The organism is Staphylococcus piscifermentans (assembly GCF_900186985.1).
Classification (GTDB): domain Bacteria; phylum Bacillota; class Bacilli; order Staphylococcales; family Staphylococcaceae; genus Staphylococcus; species Staphylococcus piscifermentans.
Map to the genome: position 1 here is coordinate 200,573 of NZ_LT906447.1, position 22,114 is coordinate 222,686.

At 35.4% G+C, this 22,114-nt stretch carries 26 protein-coding genes; 15 read left to right on the forward strand and 11 right to left on the reverse strand.

The window, feature by feature from the left end; translation table 11 throughout:
• Nucleotides 1–61: 61 nt before the first annotated feature.
• The 3 genes from CKV71_RS00845 to CKV71_RS12770 all read left to right on the forward strand — a co-directional run bounded on the left by CKV71_RS00845 (nt 62) and on the right by CKV71_RS12770 (nt 2,385).
• Nucleotides 62–1,516, forward strand: coding sequence for a carbon starvation CstA family protein (locus CKV71_RS00845; RefSeq protein ID WP_095102831.1), 1,455 nt, complete (start codon nt 62–64; stop codon nt 1,514–1,516).
• Nucleotides 1,517–1,746: 230 nt separating this feature from the next.
• A complete protein-coding gene (locus CKV71_RS12310) occupies nt 1,747–1,884 on the forward strand; it encodes a putative holin-like toxin (RefSeq protein WP_126557828.1) in 138 nt (45 codons plus the stop codon).
• 423 nt (nt 1,885–2,307) lie between these two features.
• On the forward strand, nt 2,308–2,385 hold the full coding sequence (locus tag CKV71_RS12770) for a putative holin-like toxin (RefSeq protein WP_222610230.1): 78 nt from the start codon (nt 2,308–2,310) through the stop codon (nt 2,383–2,385).
• 226 nt (nt 2,386–2,611) lie between these two features.
• Here the strand turns inward: CKV71_RS12770 and trhO are convergent, their stop codons facing one another.
• Together trhO and CKV71_RS00855 are read right to left on the reverse strand one after the other, a co-directional pair.
• Nucleotides 2,612–3,565, reverse strand: a complete 954-nt coding sequence (trhO, locus tag CKV71_RS00850) for an oxygen-dependent tRNA uridine(34) hydroxylase TrhO (protein ID WP_095102833.1) — start codon at nt 3,563–3,565, stop codon at nt 2,612–2,614.
• A gap of 402 nt (nt 3,566–3,967) precedes the next feature.
• The gene (locus tag CKV71_RS00855; RefSeq protein ID WP_095102834.1) at nt 3,968–4,492 is read right to left on the reverse strand and encodes a hypothetical protein; all 525 of its coding nucleotides are present in this window, start codon (nt 4,490–4,492) and stop codon (nt 3,968–3,970) included.
• Between the two features lie 253 nt (nt 4,493–4,745).
• Between CKV71_RS00855 and CKV71_RS00860 the strand changes: the two genes are divergently transcribed.
• The 5 genes from CKV71_RS00860 to CKV71_RS00875 all read left to right on the forward strand — a co-directional run bounded on the left by CKV71_RS00860 (nt 4,746) and on the right by CKV71_RS00875 (nt 6,612).
• Nucleotides 4,746–5,021, forward strand: coding sequence for a GNAT family N-acetyltransferase (locus CKV71_RS00860; RefSeq protein ID WP_095102836.1), 276 nt, complete (start codon nt 4,746–4,748; stop codon nt 5,019–5,021).
• 219 nt (nt 5,022–5,240) lie between these two features.
• Nucleotides 5,241–5,432, forward strand: a complete 192-nt coding sequence (locus CKV71_RS00865; protein WP_095102838.1) for a hypothetical protein — start codon at nt 5,241–5,243, stop codon at nt 5,430–5,432.
• Nucleotides 5,433–5,479: 47 nt separating this feature from the next.
• Nucleotides 5,480–5,656 carry a hypothetical protein gene (locus CKV71_RS12315; protein ID WP_157738562.1) on the forward strand — a complete coding sequence of 59 codons (177 nt, stop codon included), beginning with the start codon at nt 5,480–5,482 and terminating at the stop codon, nt 5,654–5,656.
• Between the two features lie 47 nt (nt 5,657–5,703).
• Nucleotides 5,704–5,892, forward strand: a complete 189-nt coding sequence (locus tag CKV71_RS00870) for a hypothetical protein (protein WP_095102840.1) — start codon at nt 5,704–5,706, stop codon at nt 5,890–5,892.
• 114 nt (nt 5,893–6,006) lie between these two features.
• Nucleotides 6,007–6,612, forward strand: coding sequence for a DUF4004 family protein (locus CKV71_RS00875; RefSeq protein ID WP_095102842.1), 606 nt, complete (start codon nt 6,007–6,009; stop codon nt 6,610–6,612).
• Between the two features lie 44 nt (nt 6,613–6,656).
• On the opposite strand, the gene CKV71_RS00880 is transcribed toward CKV71_RS00875, so the two are convergent.
• From CKV71_RS00880 to CKV71_RS12730, 3 genes are all read right to left on the reverse strand, one after another.
• A complete protein-coding gene (locus tag CKV71_RS00880; RefSeq protein ID WP_095102844.1) occupies nt 6,657–6,878 on the reverse strand; it encodes a hypothetical protein in 222 nt (73 codons plus the stop codon).
• Between the two features lie 54 nt (nt 6,879–6,932).
• Nucleotides 6,933–8,123, reverse strand: coding sequence for a YbfB/YjiJ family MFS transporter (locus CKV71_RS00885; RefSeq protein ID WP_095102846.1), 1,191 nt, complete (start codon nt 8,121–8,123; stop codon nt 6,933–6,935).
• Nucleotides 8,124–8,307: 184 nt separating this feature from the next.
• The gene (locus CKV71_RS12730; RefSeq protein ID WP_257213610.1) at nt 8,308–8,442 is read right to left on the reverse strand and encodes a hypothetical protein; all 135 of its coding nucleotides are present in this window, start codon (nt 8,440–8,442) and stop codon (nt 8,308–8,310) included.
• Between the two features lie 284 nt (nt 8,443–8,726).
• Between CKV71_RS12730 and CKV71_RS00890 the strand changes: the two genes are divergently transcribed.
• Together CKV71_RS00890 and CKV71_RS00895 are read left to right on the forward strand one after the other, a co-directional pair.
• On the forward strand, nt 8,727–9,809 hold the full coding sequence (locus CKV71_RS00890; protein ID WP_095102848.1) for an aldo/keto reductase: 1,083 nt from the start codon (nt 8,727–8,729) through the stop codon (nt 9,807–9,809).
• A gap of 200 nt (nt 9,810–10,009) precedes the next feature.
• On the forward strand, nt 10,010–10,483 hold the full coding sequence (locus CKV71_RS00895; protein WP_095102850.1) for a DUF4064 domain-containing protein: 474 nt from the start codon (nt 10,010–10,012) through the stop codon (nt 10,481–10,483).
• 385 nt (nt 10,484–10,868) lie between these two features.
• Here the strand turns inward: CKV71_RS00895 and CKV71_RS00900 are convergent, their stop codons facing one another.
• Nucleotides 10,869–11,612, reverse strand: a complete 744-nt coding sequence (locus CKV71_RS00900) for an SDR family NAD(P)-dependent oxidoreductase (protein WP_095102852.1) — start codon at nt 11,610–11,612, stop codon at nt 10,869–10,871.
• A 208-nt stretch (nt 11,613–11,820) separates the two neighbouring features.
• Here CKV71_RS00900 and CKV71_RS00905 point away from each other — a divergent pair, with 208 nt between their 5' ends.
• Nucleotides 11,821–12,897 carry a YkvI family membrane protein gene (locus tag CKV71_RS00905; RefSeq protein WP_095102854.1) on the forward strand — a complete coding sequence of 359 codons (1,077 nt, stop codon included), beginning with the start codon at nt 11,821–11,823 and terminating at the stop codon, nt 12,895–12,897.
• Nucleotides 12,898–12,954: 57 nt separating this feature from the next.
• On the opposite strand, the gene CKV71_RS00910 is transcribed toward CKV71_RS00905, so the two are convergent.
• Nucleotides 12,955–13,371 (reverse strand): hypothetical protein, encoded by a 417-nt coding sequence (locus CKV71_RS00910; RefSeq protein WP_095102856.1) that lies wholly within the window; start codon nt 13,369–13,371, stop codon nt 12,955–12,957.
• Nucleotides 13,372–13,462: 91 nt separating this feature from the next.
• Here CKV71_RS00910 and CKV71_RS00915 point away from each other — a divergent pair, with 91 nt between their 5' ends.
• Nucleotides 13,463–13,939 carry a peptide-methionine (S)-S-oxide reductase gene (locus CKV71_RS00915; RefSeq protein ID WP_095102858.1) on the forward strand — a complete coding sequence of 159 codons (477 nt, stop codon included), beginning with the start codon at nt 13,463–13,465 and terminating at the stop codon, nt 13,937–13,939.
• 95 nt (nt 13,940–14,034) lie between these two features.
• Here CKV71_RS00915 and CKV71_RS00920 read toward each other — a convergent pair whose 3' ends face one another.
• Nucleotides 14,035–14,223: a hypothetical protein gene (locus tag CKV71_RS00920; RefSeq protein ID WP_095102860.1), complete on the reverse strand. Its 189-nt coding sequence runs from the start codon at nt 14,221–14,223 to the stop codon at nt 14,035–14,037.
• Nucleotides 14,224–14,286: 63 nt separating this feature from the next.
• Here CKV71_RS00920 and CKV71_RS00925 point away from each other — a divergent pair, with 63 nt between their 5' ends.
• The 3 genes from CKV71_RS00925 (at nt 14,287) to CKV71_RS00935 (ending at nt 21,183) form a co-directional block, all read left to right on the forward strand.
• On the forward strand, nt 14,287–16,302 hold the full coding sequence (locus CKV71_RS00925; RefSeq protein WP_095102862.1) for a Mur ligase family protein: 2,016 nt from the start codon (nt 14,287–14,289) through the stop codon (nt 16,300–16,302).
• Between the two features lie 299 nt (nt 16,303–16,601).
• Complete coding sequence (locus CKV71_RS00930) at nt 16,602–19,478, forward strand: fibrinogen-binding adhesin SdrG C-terminal domain-containing protein (RefSeq protein ID WP_095102865.1); 2,877 nt, start codon at nt 16,602–16,604, stop codon at nt 19,476–19,478.
• A gap of 73 nt (nt 19,479–19,551) precedes the next feature.
• Nucleotides 19,552–21,183, forward strand: a complete 1,632-nt coding sequence (locus tag CKV71_RS00935; RefSeq protein WP_095102867.1) for a poly(glycerol-phosphate) alpha-glucosyltransferase — start codon at nt 19,552–19,554, stop codon at nt 21,181–21,183.
• On the opposite strand, the gene CKV71_RS00940 is transcribed toward CKV71_RS00935, so the two are convergent.
• From CKV71_RS00940 to CKV71_RS00950, 3 genes are read right to left on the reverse strand one after another with little or no spacing between them, the layout of a single operon-like run.
• Entirely contained in the window at nt 21,178–21,363 is a 186-nt protein-coding gene (locus CKV71_RS00940) for a helix-turn-helix transcriptional regulator (RefSeq protein ID WP_095102874.1), read from the reverse strand. The two genes, CKV71_RS00935 and CKV71_RS00940, sit on opposite strands and share 6 nt — an antisense overlap.
• A gap of 5 nt (nt 21,364–21,368) precedes the next feature.
• Complete coding sequence (locus tag CKV71_RS00945) at nt 21,369–21,707, reverse strand: hypothetical protein (RefSeq protein WP_095102881.1); 339 nt, start codon at nt 21,705–21,707, stop codon at nt 21,369–21,371.
• A 31-nt stretch (nt 21,708–21,738) separates the two neighbouring features.
• Nucleotides 21,739–22,071, reverse strand: coding sequence for a hypothetical protein (locus tag CKV71_RS00950; protein WP_095102886.1), 333 nt, complete (start codon nt 22,069–22,071; stop codon nt 21,739–21,741).
• Nucleotides 22,072–22,114 lie beyond the last annotated feature (43 nt).

Consider the following 22,114-nt stretch of genomic DNA (forward strand, 5'->3'; position numbering starts at 1 on the left):
TTAAATTGAGTAAGCGTTTACACTAGTCCATTTAGATACGTCGAATAAAGGGGGAGCAAAAATGATAACATTTACAGTTTCTGTCATTTTGTTAATTTTAGGTTACTTTACATATGGGAGGTATATCGATAAGATGTTCGGTCCAAAACAAGCACGACCCACACCTGCTTATAATCAACGTGATAATGTTGATTATCTGCCGATGAAAACTTCATCTAATTCATTAATTCAGCTTTTAAATATTGCAGGAGTTGGGCCGATTTTTGGACCGATTATGGGAGCTTTATATGGTCCGGTTGCTTTTATTTGGATAGTGGTAGGTTGTATTTTTGCCGGGGCTGTCCACGACTATCTTACAGGAATGATTTCTATACGAAATAAAGGGGCTCACTTACCTGAACTTGCAAGTAAGTTTTTAGGTAAAGTGATGAAACATTTCGTTAATATTTTCTCTATTCTCTTGTTTCTTTTAACTGGTACTGTATTTGTAACAAGTCCAGCGCTATTACTGCATAATTTAATGGACGGGCGTGTTGCATTAGGTATTATTATCTTTGTGATTTTTGTGTATTATATTTTATCTACTATTTTGCCAATCGACAAAATTATTGGTCGTATTTATCCGTTTTTTGGTGTGCTTTTAGTTGTGAGTGCAGTAGGCATGGGGTTCCGTTTAATTCAAACAGGCGCACACATTCCGGAAATCAGTTTACAAAATATGCATCCCGACGGTGCACCGATTTTTCCTTTGCTTTTCTTCACTATTACATGTGGAGCATTATCAGGGTTTCATGCGACACAAACGCCAATTATTTCTAGAACAACAAATAATGAAAAAAATGGGCGATTCATTTTCTATGGAATGATGATTGCTGAAGGAATTATCGCTATGATTTGGGCAGCAGCTGGTATGAGCTTATTTCATGGATACGAAGGCTTGCAAGGTGTGTTGGCTGAAGGAGAGGCTGCTTTAGTAGTCAGCAAAGCAGCACACTTGTTGCTTGGTTCTATTTTAGGAACAATTGCTGTACTCGGTGTGATTGTTCTACCTATTACCAGTGGAGATACTTCATTCAGAAGTGCACGTATGATTATTGCAGATTACCTACACATCGATCAACGTAAATTAGCAAAGCGTATTTTTGTAGCAGCGCCGCTCTTTATAATAAGCTTTGCATTAACTCAAATTGATTTCACAATTTTGTGGCGTTATTTCTCATGGGCAAATCAAACTACTGCAGTAGTAGCCCTGTGGGTTGGAGCTATGTATCTTCTTCTGGCTAAGAAGAATTACTGGGTAGCAGCGGTACCTGCAACATTTATGACGTGGAATATCTTTGTTTATATTTTGAGTCAGAAAATTGGTTTCGGGATAAATCTTACGGTTAGTTATTATTTAGCTTTCGGATTAACTTTATTATGGATTGGTTATTTTATTTACCAATATAGAAAAATGACTTCTAAAACGGAATTTGAACTAGATTATCAAATTTCTAGTCAAGAACCAGCAGTGTAGAATCATGATAAGTCAGGCAAATAAATGCTTGGCTTTTCTTGTTTATTACACTTCCAGTTAAGCATAAGTTAAAAATACAGTCGCTATTTACATGCAAATGTCGAACGATATTAAGTTAAAAAGATTTATTTTTTTATGTCATGATGAAAAGCCGAGAGGAAAATAATATAATATTTCTAAGAGAAAGTTGAATAGATGGTGGCAAATCTATTTTGAAGGAGGTGGTGCCTATGGCGTCACTGAATTTAGAAAGGATAGGCCAAATGAGCGTATATGAAACAATAAGTATCATGATTGCTTTTTGTGAACTGCAAATAACAATCTTAATATTTATCATTACTTATATCGCTGAAAAAGATAAAAAATAAACCATCTCACAACTTTGATATGGTTGAGATGGTTTATTTAACTATAAAATCATGTCACCGTCTTTTAAACGGTCTCTGAAAGCGTCGTGTTGGAGCACGGCGCTTTTCTTTACGTCTTTATTATCGCATAAGAGAAAGTAAAAGTACACACAAATACATAAAGAGAAATCTTTTTAGAAGAAAATGGATACTGCGTTTAGAAAAAATAAGCCATCTTCCAACTTTGATGAGTTAGATGGCTTATTATTAAGAAATTTAACTATAACCGTCTTTTTAACGGTCTCTAAAAGCGTCGTGTTCGCGCACGGCGCTTTTTTACAATTGCAAAAATATAATCTAAACAACTGTAAAGTGTACAAAATAGAGAGTTAATGATCAATATAGCACTTATGGAGTCACTGAATTCTAGAAAGGATAGGCCAAATGACAACATTTGAAGTAATTATAGTCATGATAGCATTTGGTGAATTTACACTGAGCCTAATCACTAATAATTGTTGAAGTTGTTAAAAGTTGAAGTTGTTAAAAAAAGATAAAAAAATGAACCATCTCACAACTTTGATATGATTGAGATGGTTTAAACTGCTATCTCACAAATACTACATAACACTTTTAACTATTCTATTTTATATACTATTTCATTATAGCCTAATATTTCGGGGAGTGTAATATTATTTCAAAAATGACAAAAAGCGGACACATCCTATAAATGCATCCGCTTCTCCTCTTATTGTTGAACGGTCTCTTTAAAGTTTTCTAAACGTCTTTCTTTTTCCTCATCGCTGATATTGTGTTTAGCAACATAGCGGTTACGTTCGTGCTCAGCACATTCTTTACAGCAAGCGCCTAGATAACGGTGTTCGTTTTCTTCAGAAACCAAGATTTGTTTATTACATTCAGGATTGCTGCAGTTGATATAGCGTTCGCATGGCGTACCATCGAACCATTCTTTACCGATGACTGTTTTTTCAACTTGGTTCACATCGACACTGATACGTTCATCAAACACGTACATTTTGCCGTCCCAAAGTTCACCTTTCGTCTCAGGGTCTTTACCATAAGTAGCAATCCCGCCTTCAAGTTGGGCCACATCTTCAAATCCTTCTTTTAAAAGGAAACCAGAGAATTTTTCACAACGAATACCGCCTGTGCAATAAGTGACGATTTTCTTATCCATGAACATGTCTTTATTCTCTTTAATCCAGTCGGGTAGGTCTCTGAAGCGTGTAATGTTTGGACGCACGGCACCACGGAAGTGGCCTAGATCGAATTCGTAATCGTTACGTGCATCAATAACAATCGTTTCGTCATCTTCTAAAGCGTCGCGGAATTCAGAAGGTGATAAATATTTGCCTGTTGTTTCGCGTGGATCAATATCATTGTCTAAATCGAGCGCAACGATTTCTTTTCTTGGACGCACATGCATTTTTTTGAAAGCATGTTCTTCTGCTTCGTCGATTTTGAAAGTGATATCTTGGAAACGTTCATCTGCACGCATGTGTGCAATATATTGATCTGTATCTTCTTTAGTGCCGGATAAAGTGCCGTTAATACCTTCAGTGGATACTAAAATACGGCCTTTTAAATTATGTGCTTTACAGAATTCTAAGTGCTCTGCTGCAAAAGTTTCGGGGTCGTCAATTGTGACATATTTATAATATAACAATACTCTATAATCCATAATTTGATACTCCTCATATTCTCTCTTTTAATTTATTGTAAAGGAAAAAGGGCAGACGTTCATGATGCAGAAGACTGATTTTGAGCCTTCTGCCATGTGATTTCATTCGTTATTCAAGCGTTTTTCCATGTAATTCGCAAATTTTTCTCCTATCATATCTTAACAAAAAACACAAAAGATGCAATGCTCCATGCTCAAATTCGCAAGCTAAGGAAGTTTATGAATAGCAAATAAATAACTGGCATAGCGCAAGATGATAAACACTACGATTAACACTGCAAAAATAATTTCACTCCAAGCCACTGCCTACACTATTTCCGGGGAAATAAATGGTGAACAGGTATTGATATAGAACCAACAAAAAGAACCACTTCAGCAATTGAAAGTGGTTCTTCAGATAGACTAATGTCCGCCAGAGTTAGAGTTTTCGGCTGGCTTTTGCGGAGCAGGTTGTGCCTTTTGAGCAGGTGTATTATTTTGTGTTTGGTTTTGCTGTGGTTGTGCAGGTTGTTGAGATTGCTTAGGTTGTGCTTGATTTTGGGTAGGTTGCACTGGTGCTGCTTTTGGCTTTTCAGTTTCTTTAGGTGCTTCACGTGTTGTCTGCACCCGTTGAACTGGTTCTTGTTTAGGCGCAACATAATAAGAACGTTGTTGTGTTTGTTGGCTTTGGCCAGCATCTTGCTGATATTGAGAAGTACCTTCTTGAGCCGGCTCATTATCTTGTTTTGTTTCAACTTTTTTCTTTTTATCTGATTTATCTTTGTCGGTTTCTTTGTCCTTAGCGTTTTTCTTTTCATAATATTTCAGAGCACTTGCTTGATCACTCTTCATATATTTTTGATACGCAATCACACCGCTTACGGCAATACCTGTAACTAACAAGGCTGTAACCACAACCGCTGCTATTCTTTTAAATGCTTTTCCCATGCATAGTGACTCCTTAAATCATGTTTTATCGTGGTGCTAATTTCAAGATACATAATCATTTTATAGAATAGAGATAAACATTTCCACTGCTTTCAACCATTTTTTGAAAAAGAACCCATTGAAGAGTTCGAATCCCTAAAGATACCCTCGAGCTAGAAATAGAAGCGAAGCACAATTAAAGTGTAAATGTTTATCCCAATCTTAAAGTGGTATAAAATTTATAGCCACAAATCTAAAAGCGAGGTTGATAAACATGGCAGAAATTAAACAAGGTAATAATAAATTTTACATTGGAGATTCTGAAGAACAACCAGAAGCAGAGATTACGTACGTATCAGCTGGCGAAGATAAAATCGATGTCAATCATACTGGCGTCAGCAGCAGCTTAGAAGGACAAGGTATTGGCACACAATTAGTACAAAGAGTAGTAGAATACGCAAAAGAAAACAATTTAAAAATTATTCCTTCTTGCCCATTTGCGAAAAAAGTGATTGATGAAACACCTGAATATCAAGACGTTTTAGCATAAGGTAAGTGTTGAGGGAGTCTAAAAAGCCAAGCTGCTCTAGGACATAGTATTGTCCTGGGGCAGCTTGTTTTGTGCTTAAAGCGGATCTAAATGACGCTCAATTTCTTCACGTTTGTCTTGAAGGAAGTCTGCGGTAGGTATTACATCTCTCTGAATAAAAGCTATTTCTTTAAGAAATAGAAATTTCTATGATATAAAGGGTATAAGGAGAGAATATACATGAAGAGATTAATAGCAATGATTATCAGATTTATGTTCTATTTTGATATCATGTTCCTCTTTGAATACTTTGTATTTGATGATGTAAATTATCTCTATGTCTTAGGTTTGGCCTTAGCGCTTGCGATATTTACAGAAATAGGTAATCCGAGGAACAAGAAGAAGAAAAAGAATGATGATAAAAAGAAATGACGGGTATAATCAACTAAAAGATAAATAGATGATTGGATGATTGCCAAATGAATGTTCCAAAAATGTTAATATACGTAGCGCTGATGTGCTTCATAGTTATCGTAGAAATGATATTAGTTGCTACAGTAGGATTACCGAAATATGTAGTTATTGTAATTAGTGTTATTTTGTTAATTCTAGTGGTACTAATCGTAATGGAAGTTGTTAAGAAGAACAAGAAATAGTTTCAGATTCGCTTAGAGAATAAAATATGTATAAGGTGGTTAACCTAATGGATTCGATGAAAATCGCAGTGCTGTCTGCAATTGTGTTTTTACTTATCGTTTTAGAGATAGTAATGAACAGCTATCTTACACCGCACTTATTTCTGATTGCCGTAATTAGTCTTTTTGCAGTAGTAGCCGCCGGAGTATTAGTATCTGAAATCATTAAAGGTTATAAACAAAGTTATAAAGAGTGAAAGATTAAGCTTGTGTGCGAAAATGGCATGCAAGCTTATTTTAATGCCTTTAAACAAGTTCAGCTACTATATGTAACAATGTTATGTTACGCTGTTATTAGGAGGTATCGTGACATGAAAGAACAACTTATTAGTAAGAAAGAACTTTTATTAAAGTGCGACATTACTTATGGCCAGCTCTATCGTTGGAAGCGCAAGAACTTAATCCCTGATGAATGGTTTATCCGCAAATCTACTTATACAGGCCAGGAATCTTTTTTACCAAAGGATAAGGCGTTAAAGCGTATTAAAGATATACAAAAATATAAAAATGAATATTCGTTAGATGAATTAGCGAAGAAGTTTGCTGAAGAGAGTGGAGCTGTGGAAAATAATGCGGTAAGTAATGAAACATTGATAAGTCAGTGGTCACGTTATTTTATGAGCGAAGTTGGAGAAGGCTTGTTGGACAAATATCCAGAAGAAAAAGCAGTCTATGTAGGGACTATCTTAAATGATGTGTTAACTAAGAGCATTATATCAATGGATGAGTTGCAAGACTTAAAAGTTTTTTTACTGCAAAGCAGTGAGAATAATAAACATGCAGTATTATATATTTGCCGTAAGCTAGGGATTACATTCTACTTACTGGCCGAGCCACAAGGACAAATTACTTTAGACAAGAGTGTGAAAGTATTAGATACTATCCGAGCAGAGAAATTATTTATGGAAGAAATGTAAATTAAAGCCCCAAACAGCCATGCTGCTTGGGGTTGCAAGTTAAATTATTTGTCTTTAGTTGCTCTAATAAATAAACCAAGTAATGTGAACGTTGTAACAGCAAATACAATATTCATTATTGAAAGAATCTCTATGATGACTACGTCTTTACCTAAACGTTCAAATGCATTCTGTTGCATCTCTTGATCAGTGTTAAAGTCTCCTTCTTCTACGCGAGAAGGTTTTTCTTCTAAATCTTTCATCATTCTGTCTTCTACAAAAGGCATATTGGATTCCTCCCTTGTTGTTAAAAACATTCCCTCTTGTCATAAAAGCAAACTTTAAGCTGTACCTTCTTCTTTTTGCAAAGCGCGGTAACTGAGCCAGCTGCTGATCAAACCGAGGACTAAAATTGCTGTGGCAAACAATAATGCAGAATTATAATTACCGGACTCTCCAATCAAATATCCTGATACAAAAGGTGCAATCATTTGGCCTACACTGTAAATCACTGTGAGGGTTGCTATGAAGTTAGACTGACTTCCCGTTTGGAACATTAACATTTGACCTTTAGACATAAACAAAGTAGTAAGGCCCAAGAAGGTACTCCCGAATAAGAGAGAACTGATAATCAGGCTGGCGATGTTATGTGAAAGAACAGGAAGACAGACGCTGATAATTTGGAGGCCGAAAGCCATGTATGTTGCTTTACTGTAGTCTAGTTTTTCAGCAATTAATGACCAAACCACTGTTGAAGGGATAGCTCCTAGACCCACAAACATCCAACTTAAAGCTGCGTATTCTGAGAAGGTGGGAATTGATTTGATAATAGCTACTAAGAAGGTTCCTGTAATAATATAACCGGCACCTTCGCAGAAATAAGCAATTGAGAACCAACGCATAAATTTTGGGTTAAGACGGTGGGCAGTCTTATCTCCATTAGTGGTATCACTATTTCCAGGCAACTCTCTAGGCGGGTTTTCTTTCATCAAGAAAATCACTAATAAGCCCAGTACTAGGGAGATGGCGCCTAGAATAACCCAGGTCATTTGCCAAGTCGATTCATCTGTAAAGAAGAAAACGTAGATGCTGCTGAAGAATAACCCTAGACCTACCGCACTGTATAATAATCCGGAGATTCCTTCTTTGTGTGCTTGGCGCAAAGCTTCTAAGACGACGTTCGAAGCGAGTACAAAGACGGTCCCGCTAGTAATGCCAGCAATCAGACGTAGAATGGACCAGAGTATGTAATTTGTCGTGAATCCCATCAAGATAATAGAGAGGATGTTCAGGATGAGATAGATTTTGACATCCACGACTTTGCTTTTGAAAATGAAAAACATGGGAATAATTGCACCAATTAAATAGCCGAGATAATTAATTGTGGCTAGTAATCCGGCAGCCTGATCGCTCATATGTTCCGCATGTTGCATGAATGGTAAAATCGGCGTATAAGCAAAGCGCCCGATTGCCATGACAATGAATAAAGAAGCCATACCTAACAATAATTGTCGATGTGCGTGTTGGTTCATGATGTCGCCTCCTTTGGATAATATGCCCTTTATTATACGTGTTTTTGTAATTTTTAGATAATGATGATTTATAAACTTGTAAAATAACTTTAACTTATCATTATTAAAATAAAAAATGAGACTAAGTACACAATGTACCTAATCTCATCTCAAATAATATCTCAATCATATTTCTAAAATATGTTTATTTATCGTCTTTTTTATCTTTTTTGTCGCCGCCTAATTTATCTTTAGCGTACTCTTTACCTTTCTCGATGTACTCATCTTTGTGTTCGTTTAAATGATCTTCGCCTTTTTTCTTGATATCATCAAAGTTCATAATTTATTCCTCCTTCAAATTTAAGTACAGTTATGGGTTACCCCGTGTATTTGGTATGAAACACTTAAAATTCTACTAAAGTTCAAATCTTTTTGTAAAACCTGTCAACCACTAGGTTTGTAGAGTCAAATTTATTTTTTAAAAAATATAGTTGATACGTGTGAATGACCTTTTATGGAGCGTAAAATTCTTATTTTTTCAAAAACGAGAGCACATTTGATGATTGTATCAGAACTGAAAAGGGAATTTTAATATTATATAGAGATAATGAGGAGGCGTTAAGTGTGGATTATACACGTTTAGGTAATTCAGGATTGAACGTTTCAAGATATGCATTAGGTACGATTCCTTTTGCAGGAAGTAATGGATTTGAAAATGCAGGTGGAATGAGTGAAGAAGAAGTCGCGTACTTTATTGATTATGCGTTAGACCAAGGCATCAACCAATTTGATACAGCCAATTTATATTCGAAAGGCGACTCTGAAATTGCGTTAGGTAAGGGCATTCGCAATCATCGCGATGAAATGGTGATTAGTACGAAGACGGGATTCCCTTATAATGATAATCCGAATAACGTAGGTGCTTCAAGGTTGAATATTGAGCGCTCTATTTATCATTCATTAAAGAGACTAGGCACAGATTACGTAGATTTGTATTACGTACATACGTGGGACGGGCAAATTCCCGTAGAAGAAACAATACAAACGATGAATGACTTGATTCGAAAAGGCAAGATTCGTTATTGGGGCGTATCGAATTACAGCGGCTGGAATTTAGCACAAACGCATACGTATGCGACGCAAAATAATATGATACCGCCAATTGCGCAACAAATTTACTATACGCCGGAATCGCGTGAAGCGGAATATGAGTTGCTTCCGGCTGGTACAGAATTAGGAGTTGGCAATAGTATTTGGTCGCCATTGGGAGAAGGATTGTTAACAGGTAAGATTACCCGGGATAAAAAGGGTGAACCGAATACTAGACAAGGTGACGGTTGGCCTGAGCCATATGTGAAAAATCACGATTTGTTCTATCAACTCATCGACACAGTAGCAGAAATTGCGCACCGCCATAGTGCAACGATACCGCAAATTGTCTTAGCTTGGCTGCGTGACAGACCCAATGTCGATTCTATCGTCATAGCAGCACGTAATAAAGAACAGTTGCACGACAATATCGCTTCTTATCAATTACAGTTAACTGCTGATGAAATGCGTGCCATCAATGAATTAACCATACCTGAGCCAATTTATCCATTGTGGCATCGTGCGATGAATTCAGCAGACAGAGCTTCAAATGCTGAACAGGAATATTTGAGAGATTATCAAGAATACATGGATCGCAAAAATAACTTAATACAATAATTGATTTCTGTCCCACTCGTATTAAAGACTGTGGGTGGGACATTCTTATAACTTTAATTCTAGGTTATATATTTAAATTTTAAATAATACAAAAAATTATAATTTAAGTATAGACATATAAGTATACAATTCGATATACTAGTGTTGATAATCATATTATTCTAAATTATTTGTTTAATTATAAGGGAGGAGGAATTAACATGATTAAAAGAACAGCAGAACACATTTTAACATGGATTGGCGTGGGTCTATCAGCAATCGGCCTGTTATTAATCGGCTTGGTGTTGCCCTTTATGAGTGCAGATTCATTCATTCAAGGTATGCAAGAAGGTGATGGCAACATCACTTATGAAGACGCTACTATGACAGCCTCATTATTCCAAAATGTAGGAATCTTTGTTTTAATTCTAGGTCTGATTACTTTGGTAATAGCTATTATAGGTGGCGTGTTTATCAATAAAAACGCTAAAACAGCAGGTATTTTAATTTTAATCGCTGGCGTTATTTCCCTATTAGGAAACTGGGTTGTAGCGATTTTATGGATTATCGCAGGTATTTTACTTCTAGTTAAGAAACCTCAAAGAGATACTTTAACTGAAGATGGTTATTATAATTATGATAAAGCGAATGAAGTCGCTAAAGATCGAAATAATGAAGATCCTTATAAATATTAAGGGTTACGGGAGTTGGGACATTAATTTGTTCCAACTTTTTTTGCTATTTAGTAGGATTTGATGGTGGGGGTTGGAGAAGTGTATAGGCAGGAGCGGGGAGCCTATACACTTTGGTCTTAAACTGTATAGGCAGGAATTGCGAGCTTATACACTTTAGCTCGAAACTGTATAGGCAAGGATTGCGAGCCTATACACTTTTGCCCTGAACTGTATAGGCAAGGATTGCGAGCTTATACACTTTGGCCCGAAATTGTATAGGCAATGATTGCGAGCCTATACACTTCCCTCACTTTATCCATCTTTACCCAACCAAAAAACTTAATACAACGCAGAACAGGGGCTGAGACGACTCATCATGTCCCAACCCCTGATTAAATTTGCTTATTTATATCATTTCGCTGCCACCGCTGACTGGCATATAACTTCCTGTTATATAAGCGCTGTCGTCACTTGCGAAAAATGCTACTGCTTTAGCCACGTCTTCAGGTTGAGCAATGCGTTTCATTGGTACGAAAGAAGCTTGTTTGTCTTTATACTCTTGAGGCATGCCAGAAGTCGCATTAGTGTCAACCATGCCCGGAGCTACAGTATTAGCGGTGATACCTTGATCGGCATATTCGTCTGCAATGTATTTAACGAATGCGTTGAGACTGCTCTTAGACACCCCGTGGGCTAAGAAGTTAGGAGCGGCGCGCTTGCTCAACCCGCTTGAAATATAGACTAACTTGCCGTATTGCTGTTCCTTCATATGTTCAATCACAGCTTTAGTTCCAAAGAAAGCAGCTTGTAACTCATCATCTGTTTTATGAATAAATTCTTCCCATTCCATTTCCGCAAATGATTTCATTGGGAACTGCATTCCTGCATTATGCACAAAAATATCAATACTGCCAAAGGTATTGATGGCTTCCTTAACAATGTTATCAATATCTTCTTTGCATCTTGCATCACCTTTGACGGCAATAGCTTTGCCACCGTTTTCTTCAATAAATTCTACTACTTTTTCAGCAGCATCTGCACTTGAGAAATAATTTACGATTACATTTGCACCGCGTTGTCCTAATAACTTTGCTGTAGCGGCGCCGATACCATGACTTGAGCCTGTGACAATTGCTGTTTTGCCCTTCATTTTATCTCTCCTTTATATTAGAAGTTATCTTTCATTGTCCATTTTAGAGGGCAAGTGAATTTTTCTCAAAATATTAAAATGTGATAAATTCTCATTTTTTCTTTAGGTTAAAATGATTTATTTCCGTTAAGAAAAAAACGCAAAATGAAATTATGCTATAATGTTAAAGTATTGTTAATTTTATTTTTCGAAGGGAGAAAGGGATTTCATGTTAAGCAAAGTTAATAAGGCATCGATAGGAATAGCTCTGGCGTATTTAAGTTTCATAGTCGGAGCGGGATTTACTACCGGACAAGAACTCTTGCAGTTCTTCGTCAACCATGGTAACTATGCTTATCTAGGCGCAATTCTGACAGGGGTTATTGTAACGTTCGGAACGCGTCAAATTGCCAAAATGGGATATCGTTTAGAAGCGGACAGCTATGATATTTCACTCAATCATTTATTTGGGAATATACTAGGAAGAATCATTGATTATTTAATCATTTTCTTCTTGTTCGGTTTAACAGTAGTAATGGTTGCTGGCGGAGGTTCAGCGCTGGAACAAGGATTTAACGTACCAAGTTGGATAGGCTCATTAGCAATTGTTGTACTGTTGTTTATAGTACTGCAATTGAAATTTGATAAGATTTTAACTGTTTTAGGCGCAGTTACACCTTTTTTAGTCATTGCAGTCTTGATTATCGCAGGGACTAACATCTTACATCCAGCTGTACATTTTTCCGATGTAAGTCATTATACGAAGCCTTCTAAAACATCTAGTCACTTTTGGTGGTGGGATGCGATAGTATATGGCGGTTTGATTATCGGAAACAGTTTCAGTTTCTTAACTATCGTAGGTAATGATGCGCTCAATCATAAAGTAGCACGTCGAGGCGCTTATTTCGGAGGTTTAACGTTCAGTCTTCTATTGTTGATTATGATTGGCGGCTTATTAGCGAATTTACAGAAAGCAAATACTGTGGATATACCTACATTGCTTTTAGCGAATGATATTCATCCATTCTTATCTTACCTAATGTCAGCTGTCATGTTCGGGGTTATTTTTAACAGTTGTATCGGAATGATTTATCCATTCCTTACACGGTTTACCGATCCGACTTCCAAAAAATATATTATCATGCTTAGTGTAACTCTTATACTCGCTTACATTTTAAGCTTCGTAGGTTTCGTAGACTTAGTGAACTTTGTCTTCAAAGTCTTTGGCTATATTGGTTTATTTATTACATTATCATTATTGGTACGTTGGTTCATGAATAAATTTACGAAAAAGAAATTACTTTAAAAAGAGCTCCTCTTGGTGAAAGAGGAGTTTTTTAGTATTACCTGGGAAATAAAAAAGTTAATGGTGAGTGAAATTTTTTTCGAAACGTAAAGATAAATCAATTAACACTAAGAATAAAATATGACCGAGCATCCAAATGGCATAATCTCCCCAAGAGAAAACAAACATCGAACGCACAGACATGGTGATTAAAAATGGATATAGCATTCCAAACATGATAATTGAAATGATGATTCCTATTGGATAAAAATGAGAATTTTTGATACATTGGAAAGCAATATAGACAGCAGTAGTAGTACCGAGATGAAATAACAGTGATGAAAAGAATCCAGCATGCCGAAATCCGGGGAGGAAGTCAATATTCATCAAAAGTTCAGCTAAATGATGTGTTCCTAAAGTATCTGTGATAACAAAAAATAAGTATAAAAAAGTGGAAAGCACTAGAATAGCAATAATATGATAAAGAAATTTCACGAATCCATCGCCACCTTGATCGGAATAATTGATTGTAGCTTATTATATTCCCGGAATATAATAAAATAATGGGCAAAAGGAGTAATGCAGCGTGAACGAAGTAATATATTTAGCAGGAGGATGTCTTTGGGGTGTACAAGCTTTCGTCAAAACACTGCCAGGAGTGGTAGAGACAGAAGCGGGCAGAGCCAATGGGAGTACTCGAAATTTAGAAGGGCAATATGACGGATATGTAGAGTGTGTTAAAACAACATTCAATGCTGATCAGGTCAGTGCTGAAGATTTAACAGGTCATCTTTTCGAAATCATTGATCCGTATAGCAGAAATCAGCAAGGCGAGGATATTGGCCCTAAATACCGAACTGGTGTCTATAGCGAACAAGCAAGTCATTTAGAGGAAGCGAAAGCGTATATTCAAGACCGTCCTGACAGTCGCCGTATCACTGTAGAAGTCTTGCCGCTTACTAACTACATTCCTAGCGCTGAAGAACATCAAAATCGATTAGACAAGCATCCTGATGACTATTGCCATATTCCGAAAAAGCTTTTACAAAAATATAATGCATAAAGTAAGAAGTTCAGCTGTTATCAGTCTGGACTTCTTTTTTGAAAAAGCAAAAAATAAAATGTTGTGTTAAACTATCATTAATTATTTTGGAATAATTAGAAAAAGAAATGTAAGATTCTATAAAGACCTAAACATAACACGATGATAATAACTAACAGACGAGGTTTTGTAAAAATTATACTTTGTTTTTTCTTTTCTTCTTTTTCAGGGTCATAGTTTCTTAATTCTTCTTCAATTTCTTTATTAATTTCTTCAAGACTTTTTTCATGTTTGTCAGTAGACATATGACTCAACCTCCAATTCAATTAAATTGTATCATTTTAAAATAAGTAGGAGTGAACAAAACTATGTACACATTAGGTTTAATCGCCGACATATTAGATGCCAAATTGTTAGATGCGAAAGGAAAAGAAAATAATATTATTAGTGATTTTGAATATCAAATGTTACACGTAAAATCATCACATACTGCATTTATTTCTATCAGTAAATTATCATGGCAGAAATATTTAAATAAATCAAAGGTAATGAATGACGGAAACAGCCAAATTCCTAAAAATATTAAAAATATAGGGTTAATTATTACTGAATCTTATGTAGAAGGTTTAGAAAATAAAATCCCGCAAATTATAGTTAATAATTCCATTAAAGCTATGAAAATATTAGCACTGTATATTCGTAAGCATTTTAGCAATCCTGTCATATGTCTAACAGGATCAATGGGGAAAAGTTCTACAAGATTAATGCTTACAGCAGCTTTAGCTCCTTTGAATGTGCAAGAAAATCGTGGTAATAGTAATACACGAAGCGCAATTTATTTACATATGTGCAAATTAGCATCTAATCCAGATATAGCGATTTTTGAAACCTCCTTAAATGCATTAAACAACAGAGGAAATATGGCTTTAGTTTTAAAGCCGAACATAGCAATTGTAACAGGAATTGGATCAGCACATTTATCAACAATTGGTTCTACTGAAGAAATAGCAAAGTTTAAGGCGAGAATATTTGCAGGTTTAAATAAAGATGGAATTGCGATTTATAATGCCGATACATTGCATCATGATTATTTAAGGAAGACAGCATTAAAATTTACATCGAATGTTTATGGTTACAGTACTAAAAATCCAAAAGCTGATTTATTTGCTGAGTCGATTACTCCGATAAAAAAAGCAGCAGAAGTAAAAACAAATGATGGTATACATTTTACTTTGCCTTCAGTTAGTAACGGAATGGTAGAAAATGCATTGGCAGTTTTATTATCATTAAAATATTTAGACACAAATATTGAAGAGAATCTTGAAAATTTAAGACATACTCAATTATTTAAGAAAGTGTTGGAATTTAAAGATATTCATTCCGCTACAGAAGATGCAACTTTATTAGATGATACGCATAATGCATCGCTACCAGCTATGATTAATGCAATCCAAGCTTTTAATTCTCAAAGCCCATTTTTTCAGGGTCATAAGATTATTGCATTAGGGCAAATAAGTGACTTAGGAGATAAGACGGACAAGGTTCATGCGGAATTAGTGCCGATATTAGAAAAATCAAAAGCAGATTATATTTTATGTATGGATGAACCGTTACGTAAAGTAGTAAATAAAGTTAAAGGAAAACATATTACTTGGTATCGAAACCCGCAATTATTATTACATGATTTATGTTTTTTAATAAACCAAGATGCACTTGTGCTAATGAAATCTTCAGTAACAAAAACTGATTTTCCGAAAATAGCACAAAAATTATCTCCATCTTTATTGCACTATAGACGAAGCGGAGAAGCAGAGAAATTGTATGAAGAAGTTGTGAACAAAGGAAAAGCTTATCTGGTTTATAACCTTAAGACAAAAGAAATTGAAGAAGAAAATAATAGAGCCGGTTCAGCTACAATTGAAGGTTTATCTCCTTTATTGTATTACATTGATGCAAAAACTAGAAAAAAAGAAAATTATCTAGTCACAATGAAGGAGTGGCCTACAAATAATAAAGAATTCTTTACAGGAAGAAAAATTTCTTTTTCAGACTTGATAGAAACTATGAAAGCAATACCTCATCCTTCTTTAGTTTACCAACTTGCATATGAATTATATCCAAACAATAGGCAACGTAAAAATTATGTGGAAAAAGTGATAAGTAATTTAGGTTTGTCTGATTCAAGCGCGATTAATTTGACTGGTAGATACCGGACAAAAGAACGGCAAACATTTAACGTAGATGATTTGTTAAAGCTAGTGAAAGAGTATAAAAGCATATTGCTTGAAAATGATAAATTTGTGATAGGAAATTATAATCATCATGGTTTTTTTAAAACAAGAGATAAATTAGTTTTATTTACTGGATTTAAGGATATAGAATAACTGAATAATTAAGCGTAATTAAATAAAACCCAGATTGTGTCTGGGTTTTTATTTTGTTTATTATGTCAATTTATCGACATTTTTTTAAGAAGAAGGATTTATAATATATTAATTAATATGTCATAAACCATTGAAACAAGTACAAATGGATAGGATATCAGATAATACATATAAGTATTAACTAATTGATTTACAAGTATTTGATTTTAAAAAATTGTAAAAAATAAAGAAAACTGTTTAAATTAGTTGTGCAATTGTGTTAATGTTTGAGTGTAAGTTTATATTTTAGGAGGGATTTTTTGGAAAACAATGACTTTTTCAAAAACAGGAAGAATCGTTATTCGATCCGTAAGATGACAGCAGGAGTAGCATCAATCATCGTGGGGATTACGTTATTCGGTAATGCAAATGACGCACAAGCAGCAGAGCAAACAGATAATGGAGACACAAAAGCACAGACCACACAAACAACTCAAACAGGTCAACCGACTAATAATTCTACTAAACAGACAGTAGGTAATAATGAACCAACAACTTTTGAAAATACAACTCAAGAACAACAAAACACCAATGCAAGCACGCAAAATTCAACTAACGACGTAAAAGCACAAAGCCAATCAGATTATACAAAAACATCTTCAGAACAAGAGCAACCGACTAATGAACAACCTAAACCTGAAAGTGTTGTAGGTGAAAAACAACAACCTGAAACTCAAGAAGCACCATCTACAACACAACAAAAGACAGAAAATTTAAATAATGAGGTTTCTTCACCTGAAGAATCTAACAACCAACCGAAAGAACAAGAAACAGCGCCTAAAGGACAACAATCTGTTCAAACTGATCAATCAAAATCAGTGCAAGAAAAACAAACAAATACTGAAGATACTAACCAGTCGAATGGTCAATCAAACGATTCCAATCAAAATAATAAAGGTATCGCAGTAACTGAAAATTCAAATTCTGCTCAAAAGACTTCTACTACATCACAAAAATCTCAAGCAGAATCAAATACTCAAACTCAAACAGAAGCACCAAAACAAGAAATTGAAGGAAGCAAAACTGCAACGACAGTTTCGAAAGGCCAAAATACTGGGACGTCTCAAGTAGAAGCACCGGACACAGAAAATTCTAATCCGGTTGGCACAACTGAACCTGAACCATTTAGCACACCGGTTGGCGAAAACACAAATGCGCCAGAAGAACAAAATCCAGTTGAACAACCAGAAGGTCAAAAGGGTCAAAGAACATTTGATGAAACTCAAGCTCCAGTAAATAATGGAACAAAAACAGATGTTCCGAATGAAGAGGCTTCGTTTGATCCTAATGGCTCAACGGTTACGGATGCTAATAATCCAACTTTAGGAAATGTTGAAACAAGTGGAGGAAACTTTGCAGATACTTCAGATGCAGCTAAAGATTATTCAAATAAAAAAGATAGTACCCAACCTTTAGCTACGCCACCACGAACATTCGCAAGATTAAGTAAGTTGAATCAGCCAACTTCAACTTCTAGCAACGTGGGTTCTAACACATACGCAGCTCCACTTGATTTAAATAATGATAATAAATCAGAAACATCTGGCTTAGATAATAATGCTACAACAACAGCAACAACATCTGATGCCACAACTCAAGCAGCACCAACTGGCACAAATGTAAATGATCAAGTAACTGCTTCGAATTACAAATTATCTAATAAAACAGTAGATGCTAATGATAGTGGCAGCACAGATATGAGTGTAGATTTGACTGTGGCAGATTCAGTTAAATCTGGCGATTATTTTAATGTTAAGTTCCCTAAATATTTAAATTACTTTGGAAATAGTACACCACAAAGTACTAGAATTCCAGATTTGATGAATGGGGATCAAGTAGTAGCATCAGGAGCATTTAATCCGGATGACAACTCGTTAACTTATACATTTACAGACTATGTTGATACACACGACAATGTAACAGGAAAATTCAATTTACCTTTATGGGCAGATAGAAACGAAGCTAAAACTTCTGGAAATTACCCTGTTACAACTACTGTTGCTGGTGAATCATTCAATGATAATGTTCGAATTAATTACAGAACTAATGATTCACAAGTTTCATCAAATATTGATTCATTCATTACACATACTGACCAAGCAACAGGAGACTACCAACAGGTTATTTATGTAAACCCGCAAGGCAAAGATGCTTACAATGCTAAAGTGAATTTGTATAATTATTGGCCAAATCAAAACACACCTAATGATAGTTCTGCTCAGTTAAATCCTGATGTTACGAGCTATAAAATTTACGAAGTTCAAAATAATCAAGAATTGTATCCAAGTTATTATTTAGATGAAAATAATCCTAATTTGGTAGATGTAACAAATGTTACCGATGATTCTCGATATAATTTTAATCCAAAATATACAACAGATGCTAGCGGTAAAGAAGTTTTAACATTAGATTTCCATAATTTACCTTCTAATGGTAGTCGATACGTTATAGTCTTAGATAGTAAGGCTCAAGATGGCAATCGTGAATCAATTAAAACTAGAGCTGAAATGACATCTGATGCTGGTCCAAATGGTCAAAATCATAATGTCTATACTTGGGATAATGAAAATATTTACCTACAAGGATCCGGAGAAGCAGACGGAGATGACACAGACGCCGATGCCGATGCAGATGCCGACGCGGATGCTGATGCGGACGCCGATGCCGACGCTGACGCAGATGCAGATGCCGACGCCGATGCGGATGCCGACGCCGATGCGGATGCTGACGCTGACGCAGACGCTGACGCCGATGCAGATGCCGACGCAGATGCAGACTCAGATGCGGACGCTGACGCCGACGCGGATGCCGATGCGGACGCTGACGCCGACGCTGATGCAGACGCTGATGCCGACGCTGACGCTGACGCAGACGCCGATGCTGATGCTGATGCCGATGCCGACGCAGATGCGGATGCCGACGCTGATGCAGATGCCGACGCTGACGCAGATGGAGATCACCCAGGAGAACCACACCATGATACAGATGGAGATAACGGCCATCATGGCTCAGGTGATAAAGAATTGCCAGATACGGGTAATAATAATAATAAACAAGCTGGTTTATTCGGCGGATTGTTTGCTGCCCTAGGTTCAGCATTATTATTCGGACGCCGTAAGAAAGATAAAAAGCAATAAAATCATTTAAATAGAGGGCTGGACTTTGTTCCGGCCCTTTTCATACATATAGAATAAGAAGGGGATTGAACTCATGAATATAACCAACGAAGTCGATCAAATTTTACAAAAAGCAGAAAAGAATTTATTAGGCAAAGATTATATTTTTATTAGTTTAGGAAATCCAAATATGAAAGCAACTATCAAGTTGTTAAAGAACCCTTCAAATATCAAACGAGATATTATTAAACAATATGAACAATTTAAAAAGAAAGCAGGAAAATTTCCTCAGTGGGTAAAAGTTGATTTTGTATATCGCACAGAAGAGGCACCTTATGATGAAGTGAGAAAAGAGTTGGAAGATACTAGAAGAAATTACGTTGATTTCGGAATTGCATTAGATAGTAATTGGAATCGTGCTTTTATGGCCGAAGAAATAAATATTAATGCATTTGTACGACCAGCTAAAGATAAGAAATCTTTCTTCCTATCTGAAGACAATATTAATAACTATCTAAAAAAATATACAAAACAAATGAATGCTTTTAGACATAAAGATTATAAAGGAAAAAATATTACAAAGTTCTATACTAAAGGCTATTTTATTGAAGGTAATAAAGTGTTTGATTTAGGAGCAGAAGGCCGTGAAAAAGGCCTAAGAAAAGTGGAGAATCTTTCACAAGAGATCGATAAAATGATTGGTACTGCAACACAACATTTAGAAGATGAGATGGAGCCTAATGGTAAATTCAACTATGGCTATTTCCCACATTTTGATAAAAAAATCAGTTTCTACAATAATTTAAGACATTCATCTTCTACTTATGCCATGATTGAAGGTCTTCATTATTTAGGTAAAGATATAACAAGCGCAGACAAAGCAATTGATTATCTTATTAATAACTATCTTTACGAAAAAGATGGTGTAGGTCATATTTATGATGATACGAAAAATATTAATGAAATAAAATTAGGGCAGAATGCAGCGTTTATTTTTGCGATATGTGAATACTTGCAGATTGACCCTGAACATCCGAAATACTTAGAAGCAGCTCAGAAAGTTGCTGAAGGTATTTTAACGATGATTGATTCAGAAACAGCTCAAACAGTACACGTATTAAAGTATCCAACTTTAGAAATCAAAGACAAATTCCGTGTTATTTATTATGACGGGGAAGCTGCATTAGCTTTATTGCGTTTATATCAAATTGACGGCAATCCTAAATGGTTGGAAACCGTACAAGCTATGTTTGAACGGTTCATTTCCTTAAAATATTGGCAATATCACGATCATTGGCTTGGTTACTGTACGAATGAGTTGATTCAAATTAAACCAGAACAAAAATACATCGAATTCGGCATTCGCAACGTATCTAGCTATCTTGATTATATCAAGAATAGAATTACAACTTTCCCGACATTTATGGAAATGCTGATGGCGACTTACCATATTATTGCTAAAGCACGTGAAAAAGGCTTTGGAAAAGTAGTTGATAAGTTGATTAATGTTGAAGAACTTATTGATACTATTCACACACGGGCTGACTATCAAAGAACTGGATATTTTTATCCAGAAGTCGCAATGTACTTTAAGAACCCAACAAGAATCTTAGGTACTTTCTTCATTAAACACCACGGTTATCGTGTGAGAATCGATGATATCGAACACTATGTTTCAGGTTATGTGCAATACCAACATGTCTTTAAAGAAGAAAATAATTCATGAAAATAATTCATCTACCGTCACTTTGAATTGTTTAGCTATCCGAAAAGCTAAACTTAACGAAGGATCATATTTATTATTTTCAATTGCATTAATGGTTTGTCTCGAGACATTGACACTTTTGCTCAATGTCTCTTGAGACATGCCATTTTGTTTTCTATAGTATTTTATTTTATTTTGCAAAGATATCAATCCCTAACTGTATACTTGCGTTTAACAAGAAAATAATTAACAACTAATAATAAAAGGGCCACTACTATTATAGTTGCTTCAGGGAATTTAAGGAATAAATTTCTGGAATCTTCTGATATGCCTATTATTCGAAGTAATAAAGCGAAGAGCACAAAGTAAATAATTCCCACAAAGCTCTTCGCAAATACTTCAGCAAACATTATTTTTTCGCGTTCATCATATCGCTTTGACTTGCGCCCTTTGACATCAGAGATGTTGCTAGGTAATAGATTTCTTGTTAACCAACTCCATATAAAGCTGAATAAAACTACAATAATTATAGATGTGACTTTCATCTTAGGAACTCCCTTTTTCTAATAGTTAAGTTTAAGATGTGTATTTTTGCTTAATTGAAAAATAACTTATGACTACCATAACTAAAGTGATTACTAAAAAAATGCCTTCGGGATATTTGCCAATTAAACTTCTATTTGCATCGACTAATCCGCTTGTTCTAAAAATAAAACTAATTGATAGGACAAATACTAAACCTACAAAGCTTTTAGCAAAAACTTCTATAAAAATTTTACTTTGTCGTTCATCATAATTACTTTCATTTTCAACATCTACAATTTCGGATGGCAGAAAGAAACGATGAATACCTCTCCACATGAAAAAGAATGCAATGATTGTAATAATTAAAATAATAGTTTCAGTCATAATGATGCACCTCTATATGTAAAATATATTTGACACCTTTAGC

Coding starts and splice junctions, on each gene's coding strand:
- CKV71_RS00925 (WP_095102862.1), top strand. CDS start 14,287: ATGTACACATTAGGTTTAATCGCCGACATATTAGATGCCAAATTGTTA.
- CKV71_RS00880 (WP_095102844.1), bottom strand. CDS start 6,878: ATGCCTTTTGTAGAAGACAGAATGATGAAAGATTTAGAAGAAAAACCT.
- CKV71_RS00895 (WP_095102850.1), top strand. CDS start 10,010: ATGATTAAAAGAACAGCAGAACACATTTTAACATGGATTGGCGTGGGT.
- CKV71_RS00905 (WP_095102854.1), top strand. CDS start 11,821: ATGTTAAGCAAAGTTAATAAGGCATCGATAGGAATAGCTCTGGCGTAT.
- CKV71_RS00950 (WP_095102886.1), bottom strand. CDS start 22,071: ATGACTGAAACTATTATTTTAATTATTACAATCATTGCATTCTTTTTC.
- CKV71_RS12315 (WP_157738562.1), top strand. CDS start 5,480: ATGAATGTTCCAAAAATGTTAATATACGTAGCGCTGATGTGCTTCATA.
- CKV71_RS12310 (WP_126557828.1), top strand. CDS start 1,747: ATGGCGTCACTGAATTTAGAAAGGATAGGCCAAATGAGCGTATATGAA.
- CKV71_RS00935 (WP_095102867.1), top strand. CDS start 19,552: ATGAATATAACCAACGAAGTCGATCAAATTTTACAAAAAGCAGAAAAG.
- CKV71_RS00870 (WP_095102840.1), top strand. CDS start 5,704: ATGGATTCGATGAAAATCGCAGTGCTGTCTGCAATTGTGTTTTTACTT.
- CKV71_RS12770 (WP_222610230.1), top strand. CDS start 2,308: ATGACAACATTTGAAGTAATTATAGTCATGATAGCATTTGGTGAATTT.
- CKV71_RS00875 (WP_095102842.1), top strand. CDS start 6,007: ATGAAAGAACAACTTATTAGTAAGAAAGAACTTTTATTAAAGTGCGAC.
- CKV71_RS00845 (WP_095102831.1), top strand. CDS start 62: ATGATAACATTTACAGTTTCTGTCATTTTGTTAATTTTAGGTTACTTT.
- CKV71_RS00920 (WP_095102860.1), bottom strand. CDS start 14,223: ATGTCTACTGACAAACATGAAAAAAGTCTTGAAGAAATTAATAAAGAA.
- CKV71_RS00860 (WP_095102836.1), top strand. CDS start 4,746: ATGGCAGAAATTAAACAAGGTAATAATAAATTTTACATTGGAGATTCT.
- CKV71_RS00865 (WP_095102838.1), top strand. CDS start 5,241: ATGAAGAGATTAATAGCAATGATTATCAGATTTATGTTCTATTTTGAT.
- CKV71_RS00945 (WP_095102881.1), bottom strand. CDS start 21,707: ATGAAAGTCACATCTATAATTATTGTAGTTTTATTCAGCTTTATATGG.
- CKV71_RS00900 (WP_095102852.1), bottom strand. CDS start 11,612: ATGAAGGGCAAAACAGCAATTGTCACAGGCTCAAGTCATGGTATCGGC.
- CKV71_RS00885 (WP_095102846.1), bottom strand. CDS start 8,123: ATGAACCAACACGCACATCGACAATTATTGTTAGGTATGGCTTCTTTA.
- CKV71_RS12730 (WP_257213610.1), bottom strand. CDS start 8,442: ATGAACTTTGATGATATCAAGAAAAAAGGCGAAGATCATTTAAACGAA.
- CKV71_RS00855 (WP_095102834.1), bottom strand. CDS start 4,492: ATGGGAAAAGCATTTAAAAGAATAGCAGCGGTTGTGGTTACAGCCTTG.
- trhO (WP_095102833.1), bottom strand. CDS start 3,565: ATGGATTATAGAGTATTGTTATATTATAAATATGTCACAATTGACGAC.